Source organism: Microbispora sp. CA-102843 (assembly GCF_050936215.1).
In the GTDB taxonomy this organism is placed as follows: domain Bacteria; phylum Actinomycetota; class Actinomycetes; order Streptosporangiales; family Streptosporangiaceae; genus Microbispora.
Genome location: NZ_JBNJNF010000001.1, coordinates 2,330,640 through 2,354,083, shown reverse-complemented (window position 1 = coordinate 2,354,083; position 23,444 = coordinate 2,330,640). Strand labels below are relative to the sequence as shown.

Sequence of the window (23,444 nt, the reverse complement as noted above, 5' to 3'; positions counted from 1 at the left end):
GAGCCTGATCATGACTGGGCCACGGCGTCCAGCAGCGCCATCGCCTCGATGACCGTGCGCAGCTGCGCTTCTGTGCAGTGTTCCTGCAGCGCCCGTGCCAGCCACGCCTCGCGCGCCCTCCGGTCGTCCAGGCGGCGCTCACGCCCCAGATCGGTCAGCGTGACGAGCTGACGCCGGCCGTCCTCGGGATCGCGGTGGCGTTCCACCAGCCCGGCCCGTTCCAGCGCCTGGACGATCGCCGCCATGGACTGCGGCCTGACCCGCTCGGCCGCGGCCAGCTCACTGGCCGACGCCGGGCCGTGCTTGGCCAGCCGCACGAGCACGGAGACCTGGCCGGAGCTGAGGTCGCCCTCTCCGTCCAGCTCCCTCAGCCTGCGGACCAGTCGGCTGACCGACACCCAGGCGTCGCCGGCCGCCTGGGCCGCCACCTCCGAGACGGCATCGCTCATCGTGCACCTCGCTCAAAATAGACAGTCCAGACTGTACACGCGAAACTGTGCAGTCTAAACTGCTGATCAGCGGACGCAGGTCAGCGGCGGATCTCGCCGGAGCGTCAGCGAGAAATCTGTACGAGCGTCAGCGACGAATCTCCACGAGCGGGACGTTCTGCTCGGCGGGGGTCAGCGAGCCGTGGTAGCCGATCATGGACGACTCCACCGGCTCCCCTGCCGAGGCAACGATCACGCACTCGCCGTACGGCACGGCCACCACGTCGCCGACGCGGCCGAGCCACTCGCGGCGGACGCGGCGGCCGAACCAGCCCGCGGAGACGGCCTCCTCGCGGGTGACCACCCAGGCCCGCCCGCGCAGGGCCTCCCGCCAGGTCTCCAGCACCGCGGAGGCCGCGCCCGGGGAGGTGTAGACGTGGCGGGCCCGGGCCTCGCCGCCCAGCATGAGCACGCCCTCCCGCAGGTCGGGGCGGCGGTCCACGTCCACCTTGTCGGCGGCGTTGATCATGCCGTGGTCGGCCGTGACGTACAGGACCGCGCCCGGCGGCAGCGCCGCGGCGATGCGCTCGGCCATGCGGTCCACGACGGCGAGCTGTTCGAGCCACTCGCCGCCACCCCACCCGCTGAAGTGCCCTACGCGGTCGACCTCGCCGTAGTAGACGGTGACGAACCTGGTCTCGCGCAGCGCCTGCCGTACGGCCTCGACGCGCTCGCCCGGGCTCTCGGCGGCCCGGTAGCGCATGCCCCGGTAGACGGCGCGGGTCAGTCCGGTGCCGTCGAACGAGGCGGGCGCCACGTAGACGGGCTCGACTCCCGCCGCCGCCATCCGTTCGTAGACGGTCGGCGCGGGCTGCCACACGTCCGGGTCGATCGACAGGCCGGGGGCGGTCCAGCGCAGGCAGTTGAACAGCCGCCCCTCCCCCGGGACGGCCATCTGGATGCCGACCATGCCGTGCTCCCCGGGAGGGGCGCCGGTGCCCAGGGTGGCCAGGCTGGTCGGGGTCGAGGAGGGGAAGCCGGCCGTGAGCGTCCCCCGCAGGTGGGCCGACAGGAACGGCGCGGCGCCGGGGTGGGCGGCGAGGAGTTCGGCCCCGAGGCCGTCCACGAGGAACAGGCACACCCGCGGGGCCGGCTCCAGCGCCAGCGTGTTGTCGGCCGGCAGCCCGAGGGAGGCGAGCAGCGAGCCCGGCAGGTCGGCCAGCGAGCCCGTGCCGTACGCGGGCACGTACGGCACGGGCGCGGCCGGCGACGCCACGGACGGCTCCCCGGCGAGCGCCCCTGAGCGCGTCGCGGAGGACGTCGCAGGGGGCTGGGGGTCGATCACGTCACCTCCCGGCGGGTCGAGGGGGGACGGTCAGGTCGTCGCGGCCTTGGCGGTGGCCTCCGACAGCGCCTTCGCGAACGCCAGCACGTGGGTGACGGCCTCCGGACCGTCGGCCGCCTCGCTGACCCGCAGGGACAGGTCGTCGGCCGTGATCGCGCCGGTGTAGCCGTGGTCGGCCTCGCAGTTCTCGTCGCCGCAGGTCGCCGGTTCGAGATCGACGTGGGAGATCGCGCCCCACCCGATCGTCAGCGTGACCTCCGTCGGAGGGACGCCCGGCACGTACGACGCGGGGTCGGGCACGACCCTGGTCACGGCGACCGACTGGATGCGGCTGAGCCGCACCGCCTCGGTGGTGGTGGAGGCGTGCGAGGCGGGCATGCCCTCGGCGGGCGGGTGCTCGTCGGTGTGGCAGACCAGCAGCCGGGTGGGCGAAAGGACCAGGACCGTGACGTGCCTGCGCACCTCCATCGCCGGGTCGAACGTGGCCTCGTGATGCACGACGTACGCCGTGACCGCCTCGTTGCCGAGCGCGGAGTCGACGGCGTCGGCCACCAGATCCGGGTAGTAGCCGCTGCGATCTATGGCCTCGCGCAAGCCCGCGGCGGAGACTCGGGTTTCCCTCATGGGTCCATCCTGCCCTGTAAGGGACACCTGTTTCACACCCCGACGGGACGGGTTTTCCGCCCACGGCTTGACACCGACCGATCAGCTCAGGCGGCGGGGCCCGACGTCGGGCCGCAGCGCGGTGACGGGCCGCAGGACGGCCCGCGCGCCCAGCACGGCCACTCCCGACGCGCCTACCAGGACCTGGTCGAGGTCCATCCTGGCGACCTCGGGCAGGGCGTCGGCCAGCAGCCCCACCCGCACCAGCAGTTCCTCCAGCGCCTCCACGGCCACCGCCTGGTAGCCGTACTCGCCGAACAGCAGCGGCGCGGCGCGGACCGACCGCACCAGCCCCGCCGCGTCCTCGGAGGTGAGCGGCGCGAGGCGGTAGGCCTGGTCGCCGAGCAGCCGGGCGGTGACCTCCCCGAGGCCGAACGTGACGACCCCGCCGAAGTAACGGTCCTGGGTCACGCCGACGACGGTGGGCACCGAGGGCTGCGGCGCCATGCGCTGCACCGCGAGCGGCGTGCCGGGCCCGAGGAGCGCGGCGAGGTCGGCGTACGCCTGCCGGACCCCGGCGGCCTCGGTGAGGCCGATGCGGACGGTGCCGGCGCGGCGGGCGTCCTCCGGGTCGGCCGACTTGACCACCACGGGCCAGCCGATCCGCTCGGCGGCGGCGACGGCCTCCTCGGCGTCGGCGGCGACGTGCGCCGGCCACACCTCGATGCCGTAGCAGGCCAGCAGCGCGGTCGCGTCGATCTCCCGCTCCTCGCCGTCCGCCCCCTCGCCGGTCGCCCCCTCACCGACCAGTGCGGCGGCGACGATCTCCCGCGCCGCGGCGGTGTCGATCCCCTCGACGGACGGGGCCGTGCCCGGCGGCTGCCTGCGCCAGTGGGCGTACCGCATGACGTGGGCCAGCGCGCGGACCGCCTCCTCCGGGGCGGGGTACGACGGGATCGACCCGCGCTGGGGGGAGTCGTCTCCGGAGTCCCCCGGCACGCGCAGCGCGGCCGGCATGCCCAGCTCGCCCTGGAAGGTGGCCAGCACGGGCTTGCCCGACTCCCGGGCGGCCTCCAGCAGCGCTTCGGCCACCTCGCGGCAGTCGCCGGGGATCGGCGGCATGTAGATCGCGACGGCGGCGTCTACCTCGGGCAGGACGCTCCGCAGGGCCTCGGCGAACTCGGCCGCGCCGGCGCGGGCGCCGAGGTTCACCGGCGGGCTCGGCTGCAGGCCGGCACCCGCGCACGCCTCCTCCGCGAGCAGCGTGAGCGCGTCGGAGTTGCCGACCACGCCCACCCGCGGCCCGGCCGGCAGCGGCTGGTGCGCCAGGAGCTGGGCGACGTCGAAGAGCTGGACCAGGTCGTCCACCCGGATGACCCCGGCCTGCGCGAACAGCGAGCTCAGCGCGGTGTCGGGCAGCCCGAGCACGGGCGCGCGGTGCCCGCCGGGGACGCCGCGCGACTTGACCACCACGATCGGCTTGGACCGGGAGATCCGCCGGGCCAGCCGGGTGAACTTGCGCGGGTTCCCGATGGACTCCAGATAGAGCAGGATCACGTCGGTCGCCGGGTCCTCCTCCCAGTATTGGAGGAGGTCGTTGCCGGACACGTCGGCTCGGTTGCCGGCCGAGACGAACGTCGAGATGCCCATGCCGCGCTGGGCCACCCGCTGCAGCAGGGCGGTGCCGAGCGCGCCCGACTGGCTGAAGAACCCGACGCTTCCCCGCCCCGGCAGGGTCGCCGCGAGCGTCGCGTTGAGCCGTACGGCGGGGTCGGTGTTGGCGATGCCCAGGCAGTTGGGCCCCACCACCCGAATGCCGTACGCCCGGGCGATGCGGACCAACTCCTCCTGACGGGCCCGGCCCTCGGGCCCGGTCTCGCCGAACCCGGAGGAGACCACGACCAGGCCCTTCACGCCCTTCTCCGCGCACTCCTCGACCAGTTCGAGCACGCCCTCGGCGGGGACCGCCAGCACGGCGAGGTCCACCTCGCCGTCGATGGCCGACACGCTGCGGTAGGCCCGCACGCCGGCCACGGCCCGTACGTGCCGGTGGACGGGGTAGACCGGGCCGGTGAAGTCGGCGGCGAGCAGGTTGCGCAGGACCGTCTGGCCGATCCCGCCCGGTTCGCGGCTCGCGCCGATGACCGCGACCGACTCCGGCGTCAGCAGGCGGGCGATCGAGCGCGCCTCGGCGCGGTGCTCGCGGGCGAGCCGGACCTCCAGCGCGGTCTCGGTGCTGGACAGGTCGAGCATCATGCGTACGACGCCGTCCTCGAACTGGCTCTGCGCCGTGTAGCCGGCCTGGCGGAACAGGCCCATCATCCGGTGGTTGCCCGGCAGCACGTCCGCGATGAAGGTCTTGATCCCGCGCTCGCGTGCGGCGGCCCGCAGGTGCTCCATCAGCACCCCGGCCACGCCCCTGCCCTGGTGGGCGTCCTCGACCAGGAAGGCCACCTCGGCGTGGTCGCGCGGCTGCACCCGGTCGTACCGGACGACCGCGACCATCTCGGTGCCGATCGTGGCGATGAGGGCGACCCGGTTGTCGTAGTCGACGTTGGTGAACCAGACCACGTCCTTGTCGGTCAGCCGCGGCCGCGGCCCGAAGTACCGGAAGTAGATGGACTCCGCGGACAGGCGCGAATAGAACGAGCGCAGCATGTCGGCGTCGTCCGGCCTGATCGGGCGGACGTGGGCGGTGCCGCCGTCGGAGAGCACGACGTCCGCCTCCCAGTGCGCGGGGTACTGAGGGTGCACGCAATCGAGGCTAGCGTTGCCCGGCTTGGCCTGGATTGAGAGATTCCTTACGACAGACGGACCCGCTTCTCGAGACCGCTTATAGGGGATCTACCAGCCCCGACGGGACGAGTTGGGCAACGCTTGTGCATCGACTGTGCCCGTCTGTCCGCTCTCCACCCCACGACGCCCCTGGAAGCTGTTAGGTTTCTGGACGTCAGCCTCACAGCACGGAGAGGACGCCGCCCCTCCTAGGGCATGGCTCACCTCCACAAGCAGTTGGCAAGGTGGTGACATCATGACGCGGGTCGTCGTGGTGGGCGATCTCATGACGGACGCGGTCGCCCGCGCGAAGTTCCCTCTTGCTAGGGCGAGCGACACCCCGGCCGTCGTGACCATGCACGGTGGCGGCTCCGGCGCCAACATCGCCTCCTGGCTCGCCGTGGAAGGCTCGGAGGTCGCCTTCGTCGGCCGCCGCGGCGCCGACATCACGGGCCGCAACCGCGACATGGAACTCATGGGCTACGGCGTGGACGCCCGGCTCGTCATGGACCCCGAGCGGCCGACCGGCACCTGCGTCGTGCTCGTCACCCACAAGGGCGAGCGGACGATGCTGTCCGACCCCGGCGCCAACGCCGCGCTGTCCCCCGAGGACCTGCCGCGCGACCTTTTCAGCGCCGGCGGGCACCTGCACATGTCGGGCTACACCCTGATCAACGAAGGGTCGCGCGACGCCGGCCTCGCCGCGCTCGACATGGCCCGGCGTGCCGGCATGTCGATCTCCGTTGACTGCGCCTCCTCCGCTCCGCTGGAGCGGACCGGCGCCGAGCCGTTCCTGGAGTGGACCGACGGCGCGAAGCTGCTGTTCGCCAACGCCGACCAGGCCAAGGTGCTCACCGGCAGGGACGACGCCGCCGCGGCGGCCAAGGTGCTGACCGCCTGGTTCCCGCAGGTCGTGATCAAGCTGAACGCCGAGGGCTCGCTCTGGTACTCCAACAACCGTCCCGAACCGGTCCGGGCGCCCGGTGAGGTCGTCGACCGGGTGGTGGACGGCACCGGCGCCGGTGACGCCTTCGCCGCCGGTTTCCTGCCCGTCTGGCTGGACGGCAAGCCGGCCGCCGAGGCGCTGGCGGCGGGCAACGCCCTCGCCGCCAAGTGCATCTCCAACCTCGGCGCTCGCCCTCGTCTCTGACCCTGTTCAGAACGGCCCGGTTCACAACGAGCTGCGCGCGAGCACGACCGGCTGCGGGGGCCGCAGGCGCATCAGCGGCACGAATGCCAGCAGGAGCAGCGCCGCTCCCAGCGGGATCAGGTCCTTGTCCGCCAGCGGAAGCACGGCCTGCACGAGCACCAGCGCCGGGCTCCACCAGGGCACCCGCCGCTGCACGGCGAGCCGGGCCACCAGCGCGATCATGCCGACGTAGAACAGCAACGGCACGACGGTGTACACGACCGGCTCGACGCCCGGGATCGCCTTGACGGCGTCGAAGCGCGGTCCCATCGCGTCGTGGTCGGCGGACAGGAAGCCGACCACGATGTCGATCGTGAACTGCGCGGCCAGCGCCAGCGCACCGGCGAGGCCGGCGGCGTAGCCGGCCGTGGCCGTAACGCCGCCGCCGGCCGTCGTCCGGAGCCGCCCGAAGATCTGCACGAAGAGGACCAGACCGGCCAGGAAGCACAGGTGCCCGATGGTCCAGGCGGCGCCGGGTCCCCGGCTTCCGTCGAATCCGTCCACCATCCGGGCCACACCGTACGCGCCGAACAAGAGGGGCGCGGCGACAAGCGATCTCATGGCGACGAGTGTGCAGGTCGCGGCGGGTCGCCGGGATGGGGTGACGCCCCTGATTCACCCCTGACCCGTCCCCGAGCCCGGCCTCGGCCCACCGCCCCCGCGTCTCAGGGGCGCCCCGGTCCCGGCCCTCGGGAGGCGGTCAGCTGGTGACGGCCAGGGCCAGAGGCAGCACGGCGGGCGCCCCGGCGTGACGGACCTGGGCGGCGGCCAACGCCATCGTCCATCCGCTGTCCACGCGGTCGTCCACCAGCAGCACCGGCCCGCCCGCCGCCGCGATCCTCTCGGCGACGTCACGCGGCATCGCGAGCGTCCCCCGGATGGCCGTCACCCGCTGGGCGCTGTTGTGCCTGGCGGCGGGCGGCCCGTCGCGGTAACCGAGCGTCCCGAGGTGCTCCAGCCGGCCGACCTGGGCGAGCCGCTCGGCGAGCGACCCGACCAGCGCCGGCCGCGTGCCCGACGGCACCGCGACCACCGCGACCGGCCGCTGCTCCCACCCCCACGACTTCAGCACCTCGATCACGGCCGCGAACACGTCGTCGGGGACCGGCCCGTCCCCCGCCGCGAACAGTTCGCGCAGCCGGGTGCCCCAGCCGATGTCGGTCAGGCGGCCGAGCGCACGGCCCGGCTCGGCGCACAGCTCCGGCTTGATCCGCCCCTTCAGGTCCGGCAGGCCGGTGGGCCACTGGCGGCGCGGCTCGATCTCGACGCCGGGACGCGCGAGCCGCTGCTGGGCGGCCCGGACGGCCTCGTCCGGCACCTCGGCGGAACGATGGGCGCCGGTGCAGTTGTCACACCTGCCGCAGGGCGTCGCCGACTCGTCGTCGAGGTGGCGGCGCAGGTACTGCTCCCGGCACTCGGTGGTCGCGATGTAGCCGAGCATGGCCTCCTGCTCCACCCGGCGCTCGGCGGCCACCCGGGCGTAGCGCTCGGCGTCGTAGCTCCACGGCTCGCCGGTGGCCTCCCAGCCGCCCTTGACCCGGCGTACGGCGCCGTCCACGTCGAGGACCTTGAGCATCATCTCCAGCCGGCTCCGGCTGAGGTCGACCCTCGTCTCCAGCGCGGGGGTGGACAGCACGCCCCCCTCGGACAGCGCCTCCAGCGTCGCCCTGACCACGCCCTCCGGCGGGAAGGCGAGCGAGGCGAAGTAGGCCCAGATCTCCCGGTCCTCCGGACCGGGCAGCAGGATGACCTCGGCCCGCTCGACGCCTCGGCCTGCGCGGCCCACCTGCTGGTAGTACGCCACGGGCGAGGCGGGCGCGCCCACGTGGACGACGAAGCCCAGGTCGGGCTTGTCGAAGCCCATCCCGAGTGCCGAGGTCGCCACCAGCGCCTTGACCCGGTTGGTGAGCAGGTCCTCCTCTGCCGCCAGCCGGTCGGCCGGCTCGGTCTGGCCGGTGTACGCGGCGACGGTGTGCCCCTGCTCGCGCAGGTACGCGGCGATCTCCTGGGCCGCGGCGACGGTCAGCGTGTAGACGATGCCGGAGCCCGGCAGCTCGTGCAGCGTCCTGGCCAGCCAGGCGAGCCGCTGGTCCGCGCCGCCCAGCCGTACGACGCTCAGGTGGAGGCTCTCGCGCTCCAGCGGGCCGCGCAGGACGAACACCTCGCCGCCGGGCAGTTCGTCCCACTCCTGGGTGACGGCGAGCTGCTCGGCGACGTCGCGGGTGACCCGGGCGTTCGCCGTGGCCGTCGTGGCCAGCACGGGAATGCCCGGCGGCAGCTCGGCCAGCAAGGTGCGGAGCCTGCGGTAGTCGGGCCGGAAGTCGTGGCCCCAGTCGGAGATGCAGTGGGCCTCGTCGATCACCAGGAGACCCGCGCTGCCGGCCAGCTCGGGCAGCACGTTGTCGCGGAAGTCGGGGTTGTTCAGCCGCTCGGGACTGACCAGCAGCACGTCGACCATGCCCTCGGCGACCTGGCCGTAGACCTTCTCCCACTCCTCGGGGTTGGCCGAGTTGATCGTCTGGGCGTGGATGCCGGCCCGCTCCGCCGCGGCGATCTGGTTGCGCATCAGCGCCAGGAGCGGGGAGACGATGACCGTGGGCCCCTCGCCGAGCTCGCGCAGCAGCGCGGTCGCGATGAAGTAGACGGCCGACTTTCCCCAGCCGGTGCGCTGCACGACCAGCGCGCGCCTGCGGTCCATGACCAGGGCCTTGATGGCGGCCCACTGGTCGTCGCGCAGCCGCGCGTGGTCGCCGGCGAGCGCCCGCAGCCGGGCCTCGGCCTCTTCCCGCAGCATCACCTCTTCTTCGCTCACCCGCCCATTGGTACCAGGTCCGGCCGACCGTTTCCGCCGCGACGGCGGGAAGGCGGGAGAACTACCCGCGGTCTCCGGACACGCCGCTCCCGGCGTCGTCCTCTCCGAAGGACAGGGGCAACCGCAGGCCGAGCTGCGAGTAGATCTGGAGTTGGTCGTAGTAGAAACGCTGGCTCTGGATGAGGTCGTCCTTCAGGTGCCAGAACCAGGAGACGCGGATGTTGATGCGCCGGCCGGTCGGGGCGAGGATGTCACCCCCGGCGACCAGGTAGGGCCCGGTGTGCGTGCCCACGGCCGTCGACTCTGTCGCGACCACGTCCGCGCAGGTGATCGTCTCCCAGACCGTGAAGTGCAGATCGGGAAAGCCCTCCCACATCTGCAGCATGTAGGAGCCGATCTCCCCGGGCTCCCCCGCCTCCATCTCCGGTCCGACCACCACCGCGTCCGGCGCGTAGCACCGCAACACCGCGTGCAGGTCGTGCGCGTTCAACGCGTCGAGCATCCGGCCCACGACGTCGTACATCGCGGAAGCACCCCCTCTCCTGGGAGAGTATCTCCGGCCGCCTCGCCGATGGAGCGGCCGCGTGACGGTGCGGGCGGCCGCGGCCGGACCGCCCCGGACGGGCGTCGTGGTTTGATGTGTCCGTTATGGACGTGACCACCTGGTATCTCGAACAGACCAGCCCCGCCGACCTGCGCCCGGGACGGCCGCCCGCGGCCTCCGCGCAGATCGTCCGCGCCGAGGTTCCCAGCCCCGAGTTCAGCCGCTTCCTCTACACCGCGGTGGGCGGCGACTGGCAGTGGACCAACCGGCTGCCGTGGACCTGGAAGCAGTGGAGGGACTGGCTCGACCGGCCGGGCGTCGAGACCTGGGTGGCCTGGGTGCGCGGCACCCCCGCCGGGTACGCCGAACTGGTGGCTCAGGACGGCGGCACGGTCGAGATCGTCAACTTCGGGCTGCTGCCGTACGCGATCGGGCAGGGCCTCGGCGGGTGGCTGCTGGGCGAGGCCACGGCCCGCGCCTGGGACCTCGCCGAGCGCTGGCCGGGGCGGGAGGCAACCCGGCGGGTCTGGGTGCACACCTGCTCCCTCGACGGGCCCGCCGCGCTGGCGAACTACAAGGCCCGGGGCTTCCGGATCTACGACGAGAAGCTCAACGTGCCGGGTGACGAGGACGAGGGCGAGGCGCCGGGCCCCTGGCCCGGGGCCGGCCCCCGCGACTGACCGTCCCGGCATGCTCGATGGGACCGCAAGCGCTGTCCCATCGAGCAAGCCGGAACGGCGGGCGCGAGCCCGGCAGTATGGTGGTGAGTCGCGAACAGGGTGAACTCTCGGCAGAATGTTCGATGTCCACCACTGATGTCCACCACCAATGTTCGCCCTCCCCGGTCCCGACGGCCGGGGTCCGGCTCCTCGACACGCAGGAAACCACGACATGGCCCGACGCACGACGACACCCCCGCCGGACGAGGACTTCGAGGAGCGGATCGTCGACATCGACGTCTCCGCGGAGATGCGGACGAGCTTCCTTGAGTACGCCTACTCGGTGATCTACCAGCGCGCGCTGCCCGACGCGCGCGACGGACTCAAGCCCGTCCAGCGCCGCATCCTCTACTCCATGAGCGAGATGGGCCTGCGGCCGGACCGCGGGCATGTCAAGTCCTCCCGCGTAGTCGGCGAGGTGATGGGCAAGCTCCACCCGCACGGCGACTCGGCCATCTACGACGCGCTCGTACGGCTCGCGCAGCCGTTCTCGATGCGCCTGCCGCTGGTGGACGGGCACGGCAACTTCGGCTCTCCCGACGACCTGCCCGCCGCGATGCGGTACACCGAGGCCCGCCTCGCCTCGGCCGCCATGCTCATGGTGCAGTCGATCGACGAGGACACCGTCGACTTCAAGCCCAACTACGACGGCCAGGAGACCGAGCCGTCGGTCGTGCCGTCGGCGTTCCCCAACCTGCTGGTCAACGGTGCCTCCGGTATCGCGGTCGGCATGGCCACCAACATGGCCCCGCACAACCTCGGCGAGGTCATCGCGGCGGCCCGCTACCTGATCAGGAAGCCGAACGCGACGCTCGACGAGCTCATGCGCTTCGTCCCCGGCCCCGACCTGCCGACCGGCGGCATGATCATCGGCCTGAACGGCGTCAGGGACGCGTACGAGACCGGCCGCGGCACCTTCAAGATGCGGGCCAAGGCGACGATCGAGCAGGTCACGCCGCGCCGCAAGGGCATCGTCGTCACCGAGCTGCCGTTCAACGTGGGCCCCGAGCGAGTGATCACCAAGATCAAAGAGCTGGTGAACGCGAAGAAGCTCACCGGCATCTCCGACCTCAAGGACCTGACCGACCGGCACAAGGGCCTGCGCCTGGTCATCGAGGTCAAGAACGGCTTCAACCCGGAGGCCGTGCTGGAGGAGCTCTATCGGCTGACGCCGATGGAGGAGACCTTCGGCATCAACAACGTCGCCCTCGTGGACGGGCAGCCGCGCACGCTCGGCCTGCGCGAGCTGCTGTCGGTCTACGTGGACCACCGGCTCGACGTCGTGCGCAGGCGCTCGCGCTTCCGGCTGCGCAAGCGCGAGGAACGGCTCCACCTGGTCGACGGCCTCATCATCGCGCTGCTCAACATCGACCAGGTCATCCAGGTGATCCGCGGCTCCGACGACTCGGCGCAGGCCCGCGCGCGGCTCATGGAGACCTTCGAGCTGAGCGAGATCCAGGCGAACTACATCCTCGACACCCCGCTGCGCCGCCTCACCCGCTACGACAAGCTGGAGCTCGACCGGGAGAAGGAGCAGCTCCAGGCCGACATCGCCGAGCTGAACGAGATCCTCGGCTCGGAGGACCGGCTGCGCAAGGTCGTGTCGTCCGAGCTGGCCGAGGTGGCCAAGACGTACGGCACGCCGCGCCGCACGGTCCTGCTTGAGTCGTCGGATGCCGCCAGGGCCGCCGTCGTGCCGCTGGAGGTGGCCGACGATCCCTGCCTGGTGCTGCTGTCGTCCACCGGCCTGCTCGCCCGTACGACCGACGCCACGCCGGTCTCCGGCGAGGGCGACCGCACGGCGCACGACGTGCTGGTCTCGGTGGTCCGCTGCACCGTACGCGGCGAGGTGGGCGTGGTGACCTCCAAGGGCCGGATGATCCGGGTCTCGGTGCTCGACCTGCCCGCGCTGCCGCCCTCGGCCAACCCGCCCTCGCTCGCCGGTGGCCATCCGGTGTCGGAGTACGTCGCCCTCGAACCTGACGAGAAGGTCGCCGGGCTGGGCTCGCTCGACCCGGACGGGCCGGGGCTCGCGATCGGCACCAGCCAGGGCGTGGTCAAGCGGGTCGTGCCCGAATATCCCGTCAACCGCGACGAGTTCGAGGTGATCGGACTGCGGGACGGCGACGTGGTGGTCGGCGCCGTGGAACTGACCTCCGCCGACCACGACCTGGTCTTCATCACCAGCGACGCGCAGCTCCTGCGCTTCCCCGCCTCCGTCGTACGGCCCCAGGGACGCCCGGCGGGCGGCATGGCCGGCGTGCGCCTCGAGGGCGACGCGAAGGTGGTCTTCTTCGGCGTGGTCGATCCCACGCGGGAGGCACGCGTGGTGACGATCGCCGGCTCCTCCACCGCCCTGCCGGGCACACAGATGGGCGCGGGCAAGGTCTCCGACTACGCCGACTTCCCGCCGAAGGGGCGGGCGACCGGCGGCGTGCGCGCCCAGCGCTTCCTGAAGGGCGAGGACGTCCTGCTGCTCGCCTACGCCGGCCCGGCGCCGGTCAAGGCGATCTCCTCGACCGGCAAGCCGGTGACGCTGCCCGAGGAGCTCGGCCGCCGCGACGGCTCGGGCGTTCGCCTCGTGCACGCCATCGCCGCGATCGGCGGCGCGCTCGGCGCGGACGGCGACGAGGAGGCCGCCGCGACCGAGGGCGGCATGGCCACCACGGGTGACACAGGCGGCGAAGAGCCGCCCATGTGACACAGGTGGCGGAGAGCCGCCGTTGTGACACTGGCGGCGCGGAGCCGGTCTCGTAGCTCCGCGCCGCCGCCCCGGCGCCTGCCTGTGGCGTTCAGGTCGCTGTGGGGCCGCCGTGGAACGAGGAGCGGTACGCCTGCGGCGTGGTCCCCACGACCCGCTTGAACCGCTCCCTGAACGCGGTCGGCGACCCGAAACCGGCCTGTGCGGCGATGCGCTCGATGCCGTGGTCGGTGTTCTCCAGCAGATACTGCGCCCGCCGGACCCGGGCGCGCAGCAGCCACTGCAGCGGAGTGGTGCCGGTCTGCCGGCGGAAGCGCCTGCTGAACGTCCGCTCGCTCATCCCGCCGCGGGCCGCCATCTCCCGCAGGGTGAGGTCGCGGCCGAGGTTGTCCTCGATCCAGGCGAGCACCGGCTCCAGCAGCGAACCGCTGGGCACCGGCGGGTGCTCGTGGACGATGAACTGGGCCTGGCCGCCCTCCCGCTCCAGCGGCATCACCGACAGCCGGGCGGCGTCGGCCGCGACGGCCGAGCCGTGGTCGCGCCGGATCATGTGCAGGCACAGGTCGAGCCCGGCGGCCGCGCCCGCGGAGGTCAGCACCTGCCCGTTGTCGACGTAGAGCACGTCCGGCCGCACGTCCACCTGCGGGAACCGCCGGGCCAGCTCGGGCGCCGCCGCCCAGTGGGTGGTCGCCCGCAGGCCGTCCAGCAGTCCGGCCGCCGCGAGCGTGAACGCGCCCACGCAGATCGAGGCGAGGCGGGTGCCCCGCGCGGCCGCGTCGCGCAGCGCCTCCAGCGCCTCGGGCGGGGGCGGCCCCGCCCGCTCCGAGCAGCCGGGGACGATGACCGTGTCGGCCTCGGTCAGCGTGTCCACGCCGTACGGCACGCGCAGGGCGAACGCCTCCGTCCGCACTTCGGAGGCGGGCGCGCACACCCGCACCCGGTAGGGCCGCCGGCCGTCCGGCAGGCGGGTGCGCCCGAACACCTCGATGGGGGTCGCCAGGTCGAACGGCACGACATGGTCCAGCGCCAGGATCGCCACGGTGTGCACGATCGCCACGATAGACGGAATCCCGCCATCGGTGAATCCGGGCGCCGATCCGTGAATCCTCAGGTGATAACGGTTGGCGAGAATCCGTTGGTCTTTGTCATTCTCGCCGCTGTGACGGGCCGGGCCGCACTCCTACGGTTGGTGACCGCACTGCCGACGACAAGGAGAGATGCCGATGCTGGCCCAGTTCGTGCTGTTCGACGGGTTCGATCCCCTGGACGTTCTCGCGCCGTACGAGGTCCTGACGGCGGCCGCGACGTTCACGCGGACCCCGCTGACCGCGACGCTCGTGACGGCGGAGGGGCCCAGGGAGGTGGCCGGCGGCGTCCCGGGTGTGTCGCTGCGGGCCACGGCCCGACTGGACCCCGCCCGCGCGGATCTGGTCGTCCTACCCGGAGCGGCGGGGGACGTGCGCGAGGAGGAGGGCCTCACCGAGGAGGAGCGTCAGGGGACGGTCACCGCGCGGCTCGGCCGCGCTCTCGCGACCGGCCTGCCCCGGCTCATGGGCGAGGCGCTCGGCCGGGAGGGCGTCACCGTCGCCACCGTCTGCGGAGGTTCGCTGATCCTCGCGATGGCGGGGCTGATCCCCGGTCGCCACGTGACCGGTCACCACATGGGGCTGGACGCGCTGAGCGCCTTCGGGGCGGTCGCGGTGGACGCGCGGGTCGTCGACGACGGCGACCTGGTGAGCGGCGCCGGGGTCACCTCGGGCCTCGACCTCGGCCTCTACCTGGTGGAACGCGAGTTCGGGCCACACGTCGCACACGACGTGGAACGGCTGTTCGCCCATGAGCGGCGCGGCGTCGTCTGGCGTGAGCGCCGTCCGTCCGCGCCCGCCGCCCGCTGATCGGGGGCTGTGCACGATGACCGCGTTCTTCCTGGCCGTTCACGTCCTCGCCGCGATCCTCGCGGTCGGCCCGGTCGCCGTGGCGGCGAGCATGTTCCCCGCCGCCGCACGTCGCTCAACGGATCGGAGCACATCGGATCGGGGCAGATCGAATCAGGGCACGCAGACCGACGGTGTGGCCGCGCTCCGCGTCCTGCACCGCGTCTGCCGTGTCTACGCCGTCGCGGGCCTCGCCGTACCGGTTTTCGGGTTCGCCACGGCGAGCAGCCTCGGCGTGCTGCGGGACGCGTGGGTGATCGCGTCCATCCTGCTCACCGCCGCGGCGGCCGCGGTCCTGGCCCTGGCGGTCCTGCCGCGTCAGGACGCCGTCCTGGCCCGGCTCACCGCCGCGGATCCCGCACCCGCCGACGCCGGCGGCGGGGTGGCGCGGCTGGCCATGCTGACCGGCGTCTTCAACCTGCTGTGGGCGGCCGTCACGGTGCTGATGATCGTCCGCCCCGGCTCGACGACGGGAGTCTGACCATGTCGCGCCCTCATGCCGCCCTGCGCGTCGCCGCCGCCGTCGAGCTGGGGTCCCTGGCCGTGCTCCTGGCCAATCTGGCCACCGTGCACCTGCCGCCCGTCTCCTCGCTCGTCGGCCCCCTGCACGGCTGCGCTTATCTGATCGTCGTCGTGGCCGCCGCCCGCGACCCCGGGTGCGACCCGATCGGCAAGGCGCTGGCCTGGCTGCCGGCGATCGGCGGCCTTCTCGTCCTGCGGCGCCTTACGCGTACGCCGCGGGACAACGCCGCGTCCGACTCCCTGCGCTGAGCCGTCAGTCCGCGGTGACCAGGCAGAACGGATGCCCGGCCGGGTCGAGGAAGACCGCCCAGCTGTGTCCCTCGCCGGGCTGGTGCTCGTGCCTGACGGCCCCCAGGGCGAGCACCTGCTTCTCCGCCTCGGCCATGTCGTCCACGGTCACGTCGAGGTGGAACTGCTGCGGGTGCTCGGCGGACGGCCAGACCGGGGGCACGTACTCGGGGACCCGCTGGAACGCGAGGCGGGTCCGGTCGTCGCCCGCGAGCGTGACCCAGTCCTCCTCCTCGTAGGCGACCTTCCAGCCGAGCAGCCCGGCGTAGAAGTCCGCCAGGGCCTTCGGCTCCGGACAGTCGAGCACGACCGAGTGCATGCGCGCGACACCGCTCATGGTGATCTCTCTCTCCCTCGGCTGACCGACATCAGCCCAATTGGCAACACCAGTGAAGACCTTATACAGGTGTCGCCACGGAGGGCCACCCCCGAGGTATGCGGAAAAGCCCGCCCCCCGCGGTGACCGGTTCGAGGGCATCGGGCAACATCTGTGACATGACCGGTGCTTTCGACGATCTGCTGGACGCCAACGAGAAGTACGCGAGCACGTTCACGCACTCCGGCCTCAGTGGCCGGGCGGCGCGTGGGCTCGCGGTGGTGACGTGCATGGACTCCCGCATCGACCCGCTCGGGCTGCTCGGCCTGACCGCGGGCGACGCGAAGATCCTGCGCAACGCGGGCGCGCGGGTGACCGACGACGTCCTGCGGACCCTGGTCCTCGCCGTCTACCTGCTCGGCGTCGACCGTGTGCTGGTGATGCCGCACACCGACTGCCGGATGTCCAAGTCGACCGACGAGGACGTGCACAACCTCATCGCCGGCGAGTACGGCGTCGACACCCGCAGTCTGGAGTTCCAGACCGTCCCCGACCAGCGGGCCGCGCTGCGGCACGACATCACCCGCATCACGTCCAGCCCCTACCTGCCCGACGACCTCGTCGTGGGCGGCGCGCTGTACGACGTGCACACGGGACGGCTCCAGCCCGTCGAGCTCTGACCCCATCCCCGTACGGCAGGCCGCCCGGTCTGCCGTACGGGGCCGGGCGGGGCGCCTTCCGGGATGCGGGCCGTCCCGGAACCGGGGCACCGGGCTGCTACGTTGTCCTGCCGACGACACGTGAGCTTTTCCCCGGTACCGCAACCGGTCCCGAGGCACCCCCCAAGGAGCCCTGTATGCCCAGCCGAACTTCCTCCGCCTCCTCCGGCGGCACGTCGCGGCGGTCCTACCGTGGCATCGCCATCCTGGTGATCCTCGCGCTCATCGTCGTCGGGGCGCCGACCCTGATCGGCGCGTTCAGCGGGTTCGAGCGCACCAGCGGCGGCGAGGTGGCGGTCGTCCGCGACGGCGGCCCGCTCGACGACAACAAGGTCCGCCAGGTCATCGACCCGGGCTCCGGGGTCACCTGGATCGGCTGGTGGTCCCAGATCCACCGCTACCCCGCGCAGCAGCGGTTCTACACGATCACCTCGAACGCCGGACACGGCGAGCGGTCCGGTGTCGACGTGGTCAACGTGCCGAGCGGCGACGGCGTCAACATGGGCATCGAGGGCACGCTCTACTTCGGCCTCAACCTCGACCACCAGACGCTGAAGTCGTTCGACGACAAGTTCGGCACGCGCAAGTTCCGCAGCACCAACGGCGGGACCTACTACCCCTGGGAGGGCGACGACGGCTGGTCCGCCTTCCTCGACCAGATCATCCGGCCGGTGATCGACAACGACCTGCGCACCCAGATCAACAACTTCCGCTGCGCGGAACTGGTCTCCTCCTGCGCGCTCGTGCAGAACAACAGCGCCGGACAGCAGAGCTCGGGCACGCCGCAGCAGGGCAACAACGCGAACATCGCCAAGATCCAGGACGCGGTCAACACGAGCCTGGCCGAGGACCTCAAGTCGACCCTCGGCGCCGACTACATCACCAGCATCCACTTCAACCTCTCGCGGGTGACCCTGCCCACAGAGGTCCAGGAGGCGGTCAACCAGGCGCAGGCCGCGTTCGCCAAGGTCACCGAGGCACAGGCCAAGGTCGCCCAGGCGCGCGCCGAGGCGGAGGCCAACAAGGCCCGGCAGGACGGCTACAACAGGTGCCCCACGTGCGCGGAGATCGAGAAGCTGAAGGCCCTGCCCCAGGGCATCACGGTGTACGCGCCGGGCAATACTGGAGGCGTCGCTCTGCCCACCAAGTAGGGAGCCGGGAACCCCGATGCGCCTGCTCGCCCTTCCGGTGACGCTCATCGTCATCGCCGTGCTCGTGTATCTGCTCGTGACGCTCGCACGCGGCGGGAAGCCGACGCCCCGGCGGGAGGGGGCCGGTGCACCGCGCTGGGAGACCGACACGGTCATGGAGAACGGATGGACCCTGATCGTCGTGCGCAAGGTCGCTCCCGGCCCCAACGGGCCGGTGGAGCTGACCAGGCAGACGGTCAAGGCCATCCGCGACGACGACCCGGACTGGGACGAGCGCTACCGGGAGGGCATGCTGGAGGCCCGCAACCGGGTCAGCACCCTGGAGATCGAGTCCGGCTGAAAGCCTCCGAGGACAGTTCGAGTTCGAGTTCGTGGCGGAGCGGGATGCCGTGGAGGCCGATCTCGGGAATCGACGGCTTGAGCTCACGGGACCGAGCGACGGCGTCCCGGTGCACGGCGACGAGGTCGAAGCCGTACCGCTGGTAGAAGCGCAGCGCCCGCAGGTTGTCGTTCGTCGTGACCAGCCACAGTCGAACGGCACCTGCGGCGTGGGCCGCGCCGGCCACGGCGTCGACCAGGGCGCCGCCCACGCCGACGCCTTCGCGTACGGAGTCGAGTGTGACGAGCTCGCACTCCCGGCCGGCGATTCTGTAGGTGGCGACGCCCGCGCGTTCCCCGTCGAGCAGCGCGACGAATCCGGGAAGCGCCGTCGTGTCGTGGGCGACGCCTCGGCTGACCGATACGACTCCTCCCCAGCGCTCGGTGAACAACTCCCGCACCCAGGTGACGTCCTCGGCGGTGAGCGGCCGCACGGTCGTGTGGCTCTCCCGGTCGTGATCAAGAGGTGTCATGGACCAATGATCACAGATGACCGCCGGACACCTTCAGCTCACAGGCGGTCACGCTCAGCGCGGGAGACGGCGGCCGTGACCCTGCACAGCCGCCGTACTGGCGAGCGCCGTCACCGCCGCGCCGGCCGCGGCGCTGGACGTCAACTACACCTGCACGAGCGGCACCCGGTTTCTCCTGTCCGACCTGCTGGGCTACATCATCACGGCCAGCGGCTGCACAGGGTCGGGCACCGGCACCTGGGGAACGATCACCCTCCCGTCCGGGAGCTACTTCTGCCAGAGCGTGACGTACTCCCCGCAGATCGACTACGCCAACGGCCAGCGATGCTGAGCCGGCGACGGTGAGCCGGCGCCCGGCGGGCACCGGTCAGGCGTCGATGTGGTCGCGGTCCACCTCGGCCGCGCTGCCGATGATGAACTCGCGGCGCGGGCCGACGTCGCTGCCCATGAGGAGGCTGAAGATGTGCTCGGCCTCCTCCACGTCCTGGATCCGCACGCGACGCAGGACGCGGTGACGGGGGTCCATGGTCGTCTCGGCGAGCTGGTCGGCGTCCATCTCGCCGAGGCCCTTGTAACGCTGCACGGGGTCCTTCCAGCGCTTGCCGCGCCGCTCCAGGTCGCGCAGGACCTTGTGCAGCTCGGCGTCGCTGTAGGTGTAGATGTACTTGTCCTGGCCACGCCCGGGGTTGGTGACCTCGATGCGGTGCAGCGGCGGCACCGCGGCGAACACCCGTCCGGCCTCGACCATCGGCTTCATGTAGCGGTGGAAGAGCGTGAGCAGCAGGCAGCGGATGTGCGCGCCGTCCACGTCCGCGTCGGCCATTAAGATGATCTTGCCGTAGCGGGCCGACTCGATGTCGAACGAGCGGCCGGACCCGGCGCCGACCACCTGGATGATCGCGGCGCACTCGGCGTTCTTGAGCATGTCGGCGACCGACGCCTTCTGCACGTTCAGGATCTTGCCCCGGATCGGCAGCAGCGCCTGGAACTCCGAGTCGCGGGCGAGCTTGGCCGTGCCGAGCGCAGAGTCGCCCTCGACGATGAACAGCTCGCTGCGGTCGATGTCGTCGCTGCGGCAGTCGACCAGCTTGGCGGGCAGCGCCGAGTTCTCCAGGGCGGACTTGCGCCGCTGGTTGTCGCGGTGCTCGCGGGCGGCGATGCGGGCCTTGGCCGCGGCGGCGATCTTCTCGAGCACCGCGCGCAGCTGCTGCTTCTGCCCCCGCTTGGGGTTGGCGAACAGCGCCTTGAGCTCACGGGCGACCACGTGGGCGACGATGCGGCTGGCCGCGGAGGTGCCGAGCACCTCCTTGGTCTGGCCCTCGAACTGCGGCTCGGGAACCCGCACGGTGACCACCGCGGTCAGCCCTTCGAGGATGTCCTCCTTGGTCACCGGCTCGTCGCCGTTCTTCAGCAGCCGGGTCTCCCTGAGCTGCTCGTTGACCGTGCGGACCAGCGCCCGCTCGAACCCCGCGACGTGGGTGCCGCCCTTCGGCGTGGCGATCACGTTCACGAACGAGCGTACGGTCGTCTCGTAGCCCTTCCCCCAGCGGATGGCGACGTCGACGGTGAGCTCCCGCTCGATCTCCGTCGGCGTCATGTGGCCCTGCTCGTCGAGCACGGGGACCGTCTCGTGGAAGTGACCCTCGCCCTGCAGCCGCAGCACGTCGCACACGGCCTCGTCGCGGGACAGGAACTCGGTGAACTCGCTGATGCCGCCGTCGAAGCGGAACGTCTCCTCGACCGGCTCCTCGCCTCGGACGTCGCGCACCACGAGCGTGAGCCCCGGCACCAGGAAGGCCGTCTGGCGCAGCCGCACGTGGATCTCGTCGAGCGAGACCTCCGCCTCGGGCAGGAAGATCTGCCGGTCGGCCCAGAAGCGCACGCGGGTGCCGTCGGTCGCGCGCGGGGCGGGGCCGCCGTCGCGCAGGCCGGACTTCTTGCGGAACTTGGCGGTCGGGCCGTCGCCGTCGAACACGCCGGGCACGCCCCGGCGGAAGCTGATCTGGTGGACCTTGCCGTCGCGGTCGACCTCCACGTCGACGCGGGAGGACAGCGCGTTGACCACCGAGGCGCCGACACCGTGCAGGCCGCCGGAGGCGCCGTAGGAGCCGCCGCCGAACTTGCCGCCCGCGTGGAGCTTCGTGTAGACGAGCTCGACGCCGGCCAGGCCGCTCTTGGGCTCGATGTCGACGGGGATGCCGCGCCCGTTGTCGCGCACCTCGATCGAGCCGTCCTCGTGCAGCTCGACCTCGATCCGCGTGCAGAAGCCCGCGAGCGCCTCGTCGACCGCGTTGTCCACGATCTCCCACAGGCAGTGCATGAGGCCGCGCGTGTCCGTGGAGCCGATGTACATGCCCGGGCGCTTGCGGACGGCCTCCAGGCCTTCCAGCACAGAGAGATGACGGGCGGTGTACCCCGTCTCCGCGCGAACCGCAGTCACACCCAACTCCTACTTATCAATCGAACACGCGTACGCAGCTTAACGCCACTCAATGTTTGTACGCGCACAAGCTTGCCAGGCGCAGCACAATGACCGGCACTTTCGCTGTGATCCCGGTCACTTTCCGGATCATTCTGCTCTGGGCGTAGTCGGAGGATGATTGGGAAGGCCCGCATCCGGTTAGATGTTGTCCCAAGTGACTGACGCCAACGTCCCCACGATCGTGGGGCGACCCGAAAGGCGATACGTGACTGGAGCTCTCGCCCCCATCAAGCCGCTGACGGCCCTGGACCGGTGCGACCGGTGCGGTGCTCAGGCCTACATCCGCGCGACCCTGCCCGTGGGTGGGGAGTTGCTGTTCTGCGCCCACCACGGGCGTCAGCACGTGGCTGTGCTGCGCGACAAAGGTGCTGAGATCCAGGACGAGTCGGCCCGACTCAGTGAATCCCCCGCGACCGCCCCTGATGGCGAGCGCTGACCTATAGACGGCGCGCCGGAGCGTTGGACGATGATGTCGGCTCCGCGCGCCGTCGCCATATAAGCCATCAACCCGGGCGACCCACCCGCCCGGCGCGACCCCCGTTCCCCGCTTCCCCCGGGGCCCACGGCGGATGGCGCCGGTGAGTCAAGGCCGCACCCGGTAGTGATAGCGGCCAGCGACGGTGAAGCCCTCGCGCTCGTAGAGCGCGCGGGCGCCGGCGTTCGCCTCCGTCACCACCAGGTACGCGCCGTCGGCGCCACGCCGCCGCCCCCAGGCGAGCAGGGTGCGCAGCACGGCCGCGCCCAGCCCGCGCCGCCTGGCGTGCGGCTCGACCGCCATGCAGTAGACCCCTAGCCAGCGCCCCTGCGGTACGCCCCTTCCCACCGCGCCCTCGTCGAGGAGGACGTACCCGGCGGGCACCCCGCCGAGGATCCGCTCGCCCCACGTCCGCGCCGGAACCTCCCCGGTGCCGGGGTGCCGCCCGCCGTCGACGCTCCACCAGGTGCGCAGCCACCGTCCGGACGGCGCGTCCTCCACCACCGCCCCTGCGGCAGGCTCATCGCCGGTGAGCGGCCTGGTCATCACCAGGGTGGGGTCCACGAACCGGTAGCCCCGGCGGCCGAGTTCCTCGTCGAGCCCGGGCGACGCGCCCATGCCGACCGAGAACACACAGGGCTGCCCGATGCCCGCGTAGAACCGCTCGGCCCGGTCGACGGCCTCCGGCAGGTCCGCGCGCTCTCCCAGCGGCAGCACCGAGTTGGCCCGCTTCGTCACGCCGCCCGCGTGCCGGTAGACCCAGCCCGCCGCCTCGACCCGTCCCGGTGCCGGCCACGCCGCATCGACCAGCAGGTCGAACTGTGAAATTTCCCGATCCACCCGCCGCAGCCTAGCGACCGCCACAGCGAGGGTGCCGCTCCGCTACGTCTTCGAGGCGATCCAGAGAGTGTCCCCGGGCTCGGCCGGGGCGTAGCCGAGCACGTGCTCGCGGAGCAGGGCGCCCACCCCGGGGTCGTTCCGCTCGAACGCCTCCACGAGAGGTTCGTGGTCGGCGGCGTTCTCGTGCGGGCGCATCCGGAACAGGCGGATCGACAGGTGGGTCCACACCTCGATGCCGAGCGACTCCCACACCGACAGCAGTACGTCGTTGCCCGAGGCCTTCACGATCTCCCGGTGAAAGGCGACGCCCTGCCGCACCTGATCGTGCAGGGACCCGGCGGCCGCCGCCTCGTGCAGGCGGCCGAGGTGCGTGCGCAGCGCCTCCACGCTGGGCCTGCCCAGCCGGACGGCCGTCTCCTCCAGGCCCGCCCGCACCTGGTACACCTCGCGGAGATCGCTCCGGGTGAGCCTGCGGACCCGCGCGCCCTTGTTGGGCGCGGACTCGATGAGCCTGAGCGCCTCCAGCTCGCGCAGCGCCTCACGCACCGGGGCCTGGCTGACGCTCAGCTCGGCCGCCATGCGCCGCTCGACGAGGCGGTCGCCGGGCTTCCATCGGCCGTTGATCAGGCCGTCGAGCACGGCTTGCCGGATCTGGTCGCGAAGCGGCGACCGCAGGACGGGTTCCACGAGACCGATGATAGGGCCGCGAGGCATACATCCGATGATCGATCATAGGGTGTTTAATGAACC

The 23,444-nt window shown here is 72.0% G+C and carries 23 protein-coding genes; 10 read left to right on the top strand and 13 right to left on the bottom strand.

Going from position 1 to position 23,444, the window contains the following annotated elements; translation table 11 throughout:
• Window positions 1–8: 8 nt before the first annotated feature.
• From ACQEVJ_RS10925 to ACQEVJ_RS10910, 4 genes are all read right to left on the bottom strand, one after another.
• Window positions 9–449 (bottom strand): MarR family winged helix-turn-helix transcriptional regulator, encoded by a 441-nt coding sequence (locus tag ACQEVJ_RS10925; RefSeq protein ID WP_433099773.1) that lies wholly within the window; start codon window positions 447–449, stop codon window positions 9–11.
• Window positions 450–576: 127 nt separating this feature from the next.
• The gene (locus ACQEVJ_RS10920) at window positions 577–1,773 is read right to left on the bottom strand and encodes an alkaline phosphatase family protein (protein ID WP_433099771.1); all 1,197 of its coding nucleotides are present in this window, start codon (window positions 1,771–1,773) and stop codon (window positions 577–579) included.
• A 30-nt stretch (window positions 1,774–1,803) separates the two neighbouring features.
• Complete coding sequence (locus ACQEVJ_RS10915; RefSeq protein WP_357220912.1) at window positions 1,804–2,397, bottom strand: DUF5998 family protein; 594 nt, start codon at window positions 2,395–2,397, stop codon at window positions 1,804–1,806.
• 81 nt (window positions 2,398–2,478) lie between these two features.
• Complete coding sequence (locus ACQEVJ_RS10910) at window positions 2,479–5,130, bottom strand: GNAT family N-acetyltransferase (RefSeq protein ID WP_433099768.1); 2,652 nt, start codon at window positions 5,128–5,130, stop codon at window positions 2,479–2,481.
• Between the two features lie 277 nt (window positions 5,131–5,407).
• Here ACQEVJ_RS10910 and ACQEVJ_RS10905 point away from each other — a divergent pair, with 277 nt between their 5' ends.
• Window positions 5,408–6,301, top strand: coding sequence for a carbohydrate kinase family protein (locus ACQEVJ_RS10905; RefSeq protein WP_433099766.1), 894 nt, complete (start codon window positions 5,408–5,410; stop codon window positions 6,299–6,301).
• 21 nt (window positions 6,302–6,322) lie between these two features.
• Here the strand turns inward: ACQEVJ_RS10905 and ACQEVJ_RS10900 are convergent, their stop codons facing one another.
• The 3 genes from ACQEVJ_RS10900 to ACQEVJ_RS10890 all read right to left on the bottom strand — a co-directional run bounded on the left by ACQEVJ_RS10900 (window position 6,323) and on the right by ACQEVJ_RS10890 (window position 9,675).
• Window positions 6,323–6,901, bottom strand: coding sequence for a hypothetical protein (locus tag ACQEVJ_RS10900; RefSeq protein WP_433099764.1), 579 nt, complete (start codon window positions 6,899–6,901; stop codon window positions 6,323–6,325).
• 139 nt (window positions 6,902–7,040) lie between these two features.
• A complete protein-coding gene (locus ACQEVJ_RS10895; RefSeq protein WP_433112654.1) occupies window positions 7,041–9,134 on the bottom strand; it encodes a RecQ family ATP-dependent DNA helicase in 2,094 nt (697 codons plus the stop codon).
• A gap of 79 nt (window positions 9,135–9,213) precedes the next feature.
• Window positions 9,214–9,675: an ester cyclase gene (locus tag ACQEVJ_RS10890; RefSeq protein WP_433099763.1), complete on the bottom strand. Its 462-nt coding sequence runs from the start codon at window positions 9,673–9,675 to the stop codon at window positions 9,214–9,216.
• Window positions 9,676–9,800: 125 nt separating this feature from the next.
• On the opposite strand from ACQEVJ_RS10890, the gene ACQEVJ_RS10885 reads away from it, so the two are divergent.
• Together ACQEVJ_RS10885 and ACQEVJ_RS10880 are read left to right on the top strand one after the other, a co-directional pair.
• Window positions 9,801–10,376, top strand: coding sequence for a GNAT family N-acetyltransferase (locus ACQEVJ_RS10885; RefSeq protein WP_433099761.1), 576 nt, complete (start codon window positions 9,801–9,803; stop codon window positions 10,374–10,376).
• Window positions 10,377–10,587: 211 nt separating this feature from the next.
• On the top strand, window positions 10,588–13,116 hold the full coding sequence (locus tag ACQEVJ_RS10880) for a DNA gyrase/topoisomerase IV subunit A (RefSeq protein ID WP_433099759.1): 2,529 nt from the start codon (window positions 10,588–10,590) through the stop codon (window positions 13,114–13,116).
• Between the two features lie 91 nt (window positions 13,117–13,207).
• Here ACQEVJ_RS10880 and ACQEVJ_RS10875 read toward each other — a convergent pair whose 3' ends face one another.
• On the bottom strand, window positions 13,208–14,164 hold the full coding sequence (locus tag ACQEVJ_RS10875; protein WP_433099757.1) for a GlxA family transcriptional regulator: 957 nt from the start codon (window positions 14,162–14,164) through the stop codon (window positions 13,208–13,210).
• Between the two features lie 175 nt (window positions 14,165–14,339).
• Here ACQEVJ_RS10875 and ACQEVJ_RS10870 point away from each other — a divergent pair, with 175 nt between their 5' ends.
• From ACQEVJ_RS10870 to ACQEVJ_RS10860, 3 genes are read left to right on the top strand one after another with little or no spacing between them, the layout of a single operon-like run.
• Window positions 14,340–15,011 (top strand): DJ-1/PfpI family protein, encoded by a 672-nt coding sequence (locus tag ACQEVJ_RS10870; RefSeq protein ID WP_433099755.1) that lies wholly within the window; start codon window positions 14,340–14,342, stop codon window positions 15,009–15,011.
• Window positions 15,012–15,027: 16 nt separating this feature from the next.
• Window positions 15,028–15,531: a hypothetical protein gene (locus ACQEVJ_RS10865; protein WP_433099753.1), complete on the top strand. Its 504-nt coding sequence runs from the start codon at window positions 15,028–15,030 to the stop codon at window positions 15,529–15,531.
• 2 nt (window positions 15,532–15,533) lie between these two features.
• A complete protein-coding gene (locus ACQEVJ_RS10860; RefSeq protein ID WP_433099751.1) occupies window positions 15,534–15,821 on the top strand; it encodes a hypothetical protein in 288 nt (95 codons plus the stop codon).
• 4 nt (window positions 15,822–15,825) lie between these two features.
• Here ACQEVJ_RS10860 and ACQEVJ_RS10855 read toward each other — a convergent pair whose 3' ends face one another.
• On the bottom strand, window positions 15,826–16,197 hold the full coding sequence (locus tag ACQEVJ_RS10855; RefSeq protein WP_433099749.1) for a VOC family protein: 372 nt from the start codon (window positions 16,195–16,197) through the stop codon (window positions 15,826–15,828).
• A gap of 158 nt (window positions 16,198–16,355) precedes the next feature.
• On the opposite strand from ACQEVJ_RS10855, the gene ACQEVJ_RS10850 reads away from it, so the two are divergent.
• The 3 genes from ACQEVJ_RS10850 to ACQEVJ_RS10840 all read left to right on the top strand — a co-directional run bounded on the left by ACQEVJ_RS10850 (window position 16,356) and on the right by ACQEVJ_RS10840 (window position 18,386).
• Window positions 16,356–16,856: a beta-class carbonic anhydrase gene (locus tag ACQEVJ_RS10850; RefSeq protein WP_433099747.1), complete on the top strand. Its 501-nt coding sequence runs from the start codon at window positions 16,356–16,358 to the stop codon at window positions 16,854–16,856.
• Window positions 16,857–17,032: 176 nt separating this feature from the next.
• Window positions 17,033–18,046, top strand: coding sequence for an SPFH domain-containing protein (locus ACQEVJ_RS10845; protein ID WP_433099745.1), 1,014 nt, complete (start codon window positions 17,033–17,035; stop codon window positions 18,044–18,046).
• A 16-nt stretch (window positions 18,047–18,062) separates the two neighbouring features.
• The gene (locus ACQEVJ_RS10840; RefSeq protein ID WP_433099743.1) at window positions 18,063–18,386 is read left to right on the top strand and encodes a hypothetical protein; all 324 of its coding nucleotides are present in this window, start codon (window positions 18,063–18,065) and stop codon (window positions 18,384–18,386) included.
• On the opposite strand, the gene ACQEVJ_RS10835 is transcribed toward ACQEVJ_RS10840, so the two are convergent.
• Complete coding sequence (locus ACQEVJ_RS10835; protein ID WP_433099741.1) at window positions 18,358–18,897, bottom strand: GNAT family N-acetyltransferase; 540 nt, start codon at window positions 18,895–18,897, stop codon at window positions 18,358–18,360. The genes ACQEVJ_RS10840 and ACQEVJ_RS10835 overlap by 29 nt on opposite strands.
• Window positions 18,898–19,264: 367 nt before the next feature.
• On the bottom strand, window positions 19,265–21,337 hold the full coding sequence (locus ACQEVJ_RS10830) for a DNA gyrase/topoisomerase IV subunit B (protein ID WP_433099739.1): 2,073 nt from the start codon (window positions 21,335–21,337) through the stop codon (window positions 19,265–19,267).
• Between the two features lie 247 nt (window positions 21,338–21,584).
• Between ACQEVJ_RS10830 and ACQEVJ_RS10825 the strand changes: the two genes are divergently transcribed.
• Entirely contained in the window at window positions 21,585–21,815 is a 231-nt protein-coding gene (locus tag ACQEVJ_RS10825) for a DUF7455 domain-containing protein (RefSeq protein ID WP_079312375.1), read from the top strand.
• 147 nt (window positions 21,816–21,962) lie between these two features.
• Here ACQEVJ_RS10825 and ACQEVJ_RS10820 read toward each other — a convergent pair whose 3' ends face one another.
• Together ACQEVJ_RS10820 and ACQEVJ_RS10815 are read right to left on the bottom strand one after the other, a co-directional pair.
• Window positions 21,963–22,694, bottom strand: coding sequence for a GNAT family N-acetyltransferase (locus tag ACQEVJ_RS10820; protein WP_433099737.1), 732 nt, complete (start codon window positions 22,692–22,694; stop codon window positions 21,963–21,965).
• A 42-nt stretch (window positions 22,695–22,736) separates the two neighbouring features.
• Window positions 22,737–23,381: a GntR family transcriptional regulator gene (locus tag ACQEVJ_RS10815; RefSeq protein WP_433099735.1), complete on the bottom strand. Its 645-nt coding sequence runs from the start codon at window positions 23,379–23,381 to the stop codon at window positions 22,737–22,739.
• Window positions 23,382–23,444: the final 63 nt, after the last annotated feature.

Excerpts from the sequence above, each read along its gene's own strand:
- ACQEVJ_RS10865 (WP_433099753.1), top strand. The coding sequence starts at position 15,028 with ATGACCGCGTTCTTCCTGGCCGTTCACGTCCTCGCCGCGATCCTCGCG.
- ACQEVJ_RS10880 (WP_433099759.1), top strand. The coding sequence starts at position 10,588 with ATGGCCCGACGCACGACGACACCCCCGCCGGACGAGGACTTCGAGGAG.
- ACQEVJ_RS10840 (WP_433099743.1), top strand. The coding sequence starts at position 18,063 with ATGCGCCTGCTCGCCCTTCCGGTGACGCTCATCGTCATCGCCGTGCTC.
- ACQEVJ_RS10860 (WP_433099751.1), top strand. The coding sequence starts at position 15,534 with ATGTCGCGCCCTCATGCCGCCCTGCGCGTCGCCGCCGCCGTCGAGCTG.
- ACQEVJ_RS10870 (WP_433099755.1), top strand. The coding sequence starts at position 14,340 with ATGCTGGCCCAGTTCGTGCTGTTCGACGGGTTCGATCCCCTGGACGTT.
- ACQEVJ_RS10845 (WP_433099745.1), top strand. The coding sequence starts at position 17,033 with ATGCCCAGCCGAACTTCCTCCGCCTCCTCCGGCGGCACGTCGCGGCGG.
- ACQEVJ_RS10900 (WP_433099764.1), bottom strand. The coding sequence starts at position 6,901 with ATGAGATCGCTTGTCGCCGCGCCCCTCTTGTTCGGCGCGTACGGTGTG.
- ACQEVJ_RS10855 (WP_433099749.1), bottom strand. The coding sequence starts at position 16,197 with ATGAGCGGTGTCGCGCGCATGCACTCGGTCGTGCTCGACTGTCCGGAG.
- ACQEVJ_RS10905 (WP_433099766.1), top strand. The coding sequence starts at position 5,408 with ATGACGCGGGTCGTCGTGGTGGGCGATCTCATGACGGACGCGGTCGCC.
- ACQEVJ_RS10925 (WP_433099773.1), bottom strand. The coding sequence starts at position 449 with ATGAGCGATGCCGTCTCGGAGGTGGCGGCCCAGGCGGCCGGCGACGCC.
- ACQEVJ_RS10895 (WP_433112654.1), bottom strand. The coding sequence starts at position 9,134 with ATGCTGCGGGAAGAGGCCGAGGCCCGGCTGCGGGCGCTCGCCGGCGAC.
- ACQEVJ_RS10850 (WP_433099747.1), top strand. The coding sequence starts at position 16,356 with ATGACCGGTGCTTTCGACGATCTGCTGGACGCCAACGAGAAGTACGCG.
- ACQEVJ_RS10885 (WP_433099761.1), top strand. The coding sequence starts at position 9,801 with ATGGACGTGACCACCTGGTATCTCGAACAGACCAGCCCCGCCGACCTG.
- ACQEVJ_RS10915 (WP_357220912.1), bottom strand. The coding sequence starts at position 2,397 with ATGAGGGAAACCCGAGTCTCCGCCGCGGGCTTGCGCGAGGCCATAGAT.
- ACQEVJ_RS10835 (WP_433099741.1), bottom strand. The coding sequence starts at position 18,897 with ATGACACCTCTTGATCACGACCGGGAGAGCCACACGACCGTGCGGCCG.
- ACQEVJ_RS10890 (WP_433099763.1), bottom strand. The coding sequence starts at position 9,675 with ATGTACGACGTCGTGGGCCGGATGCTCGACGCGTTGAACGCGCACGAC.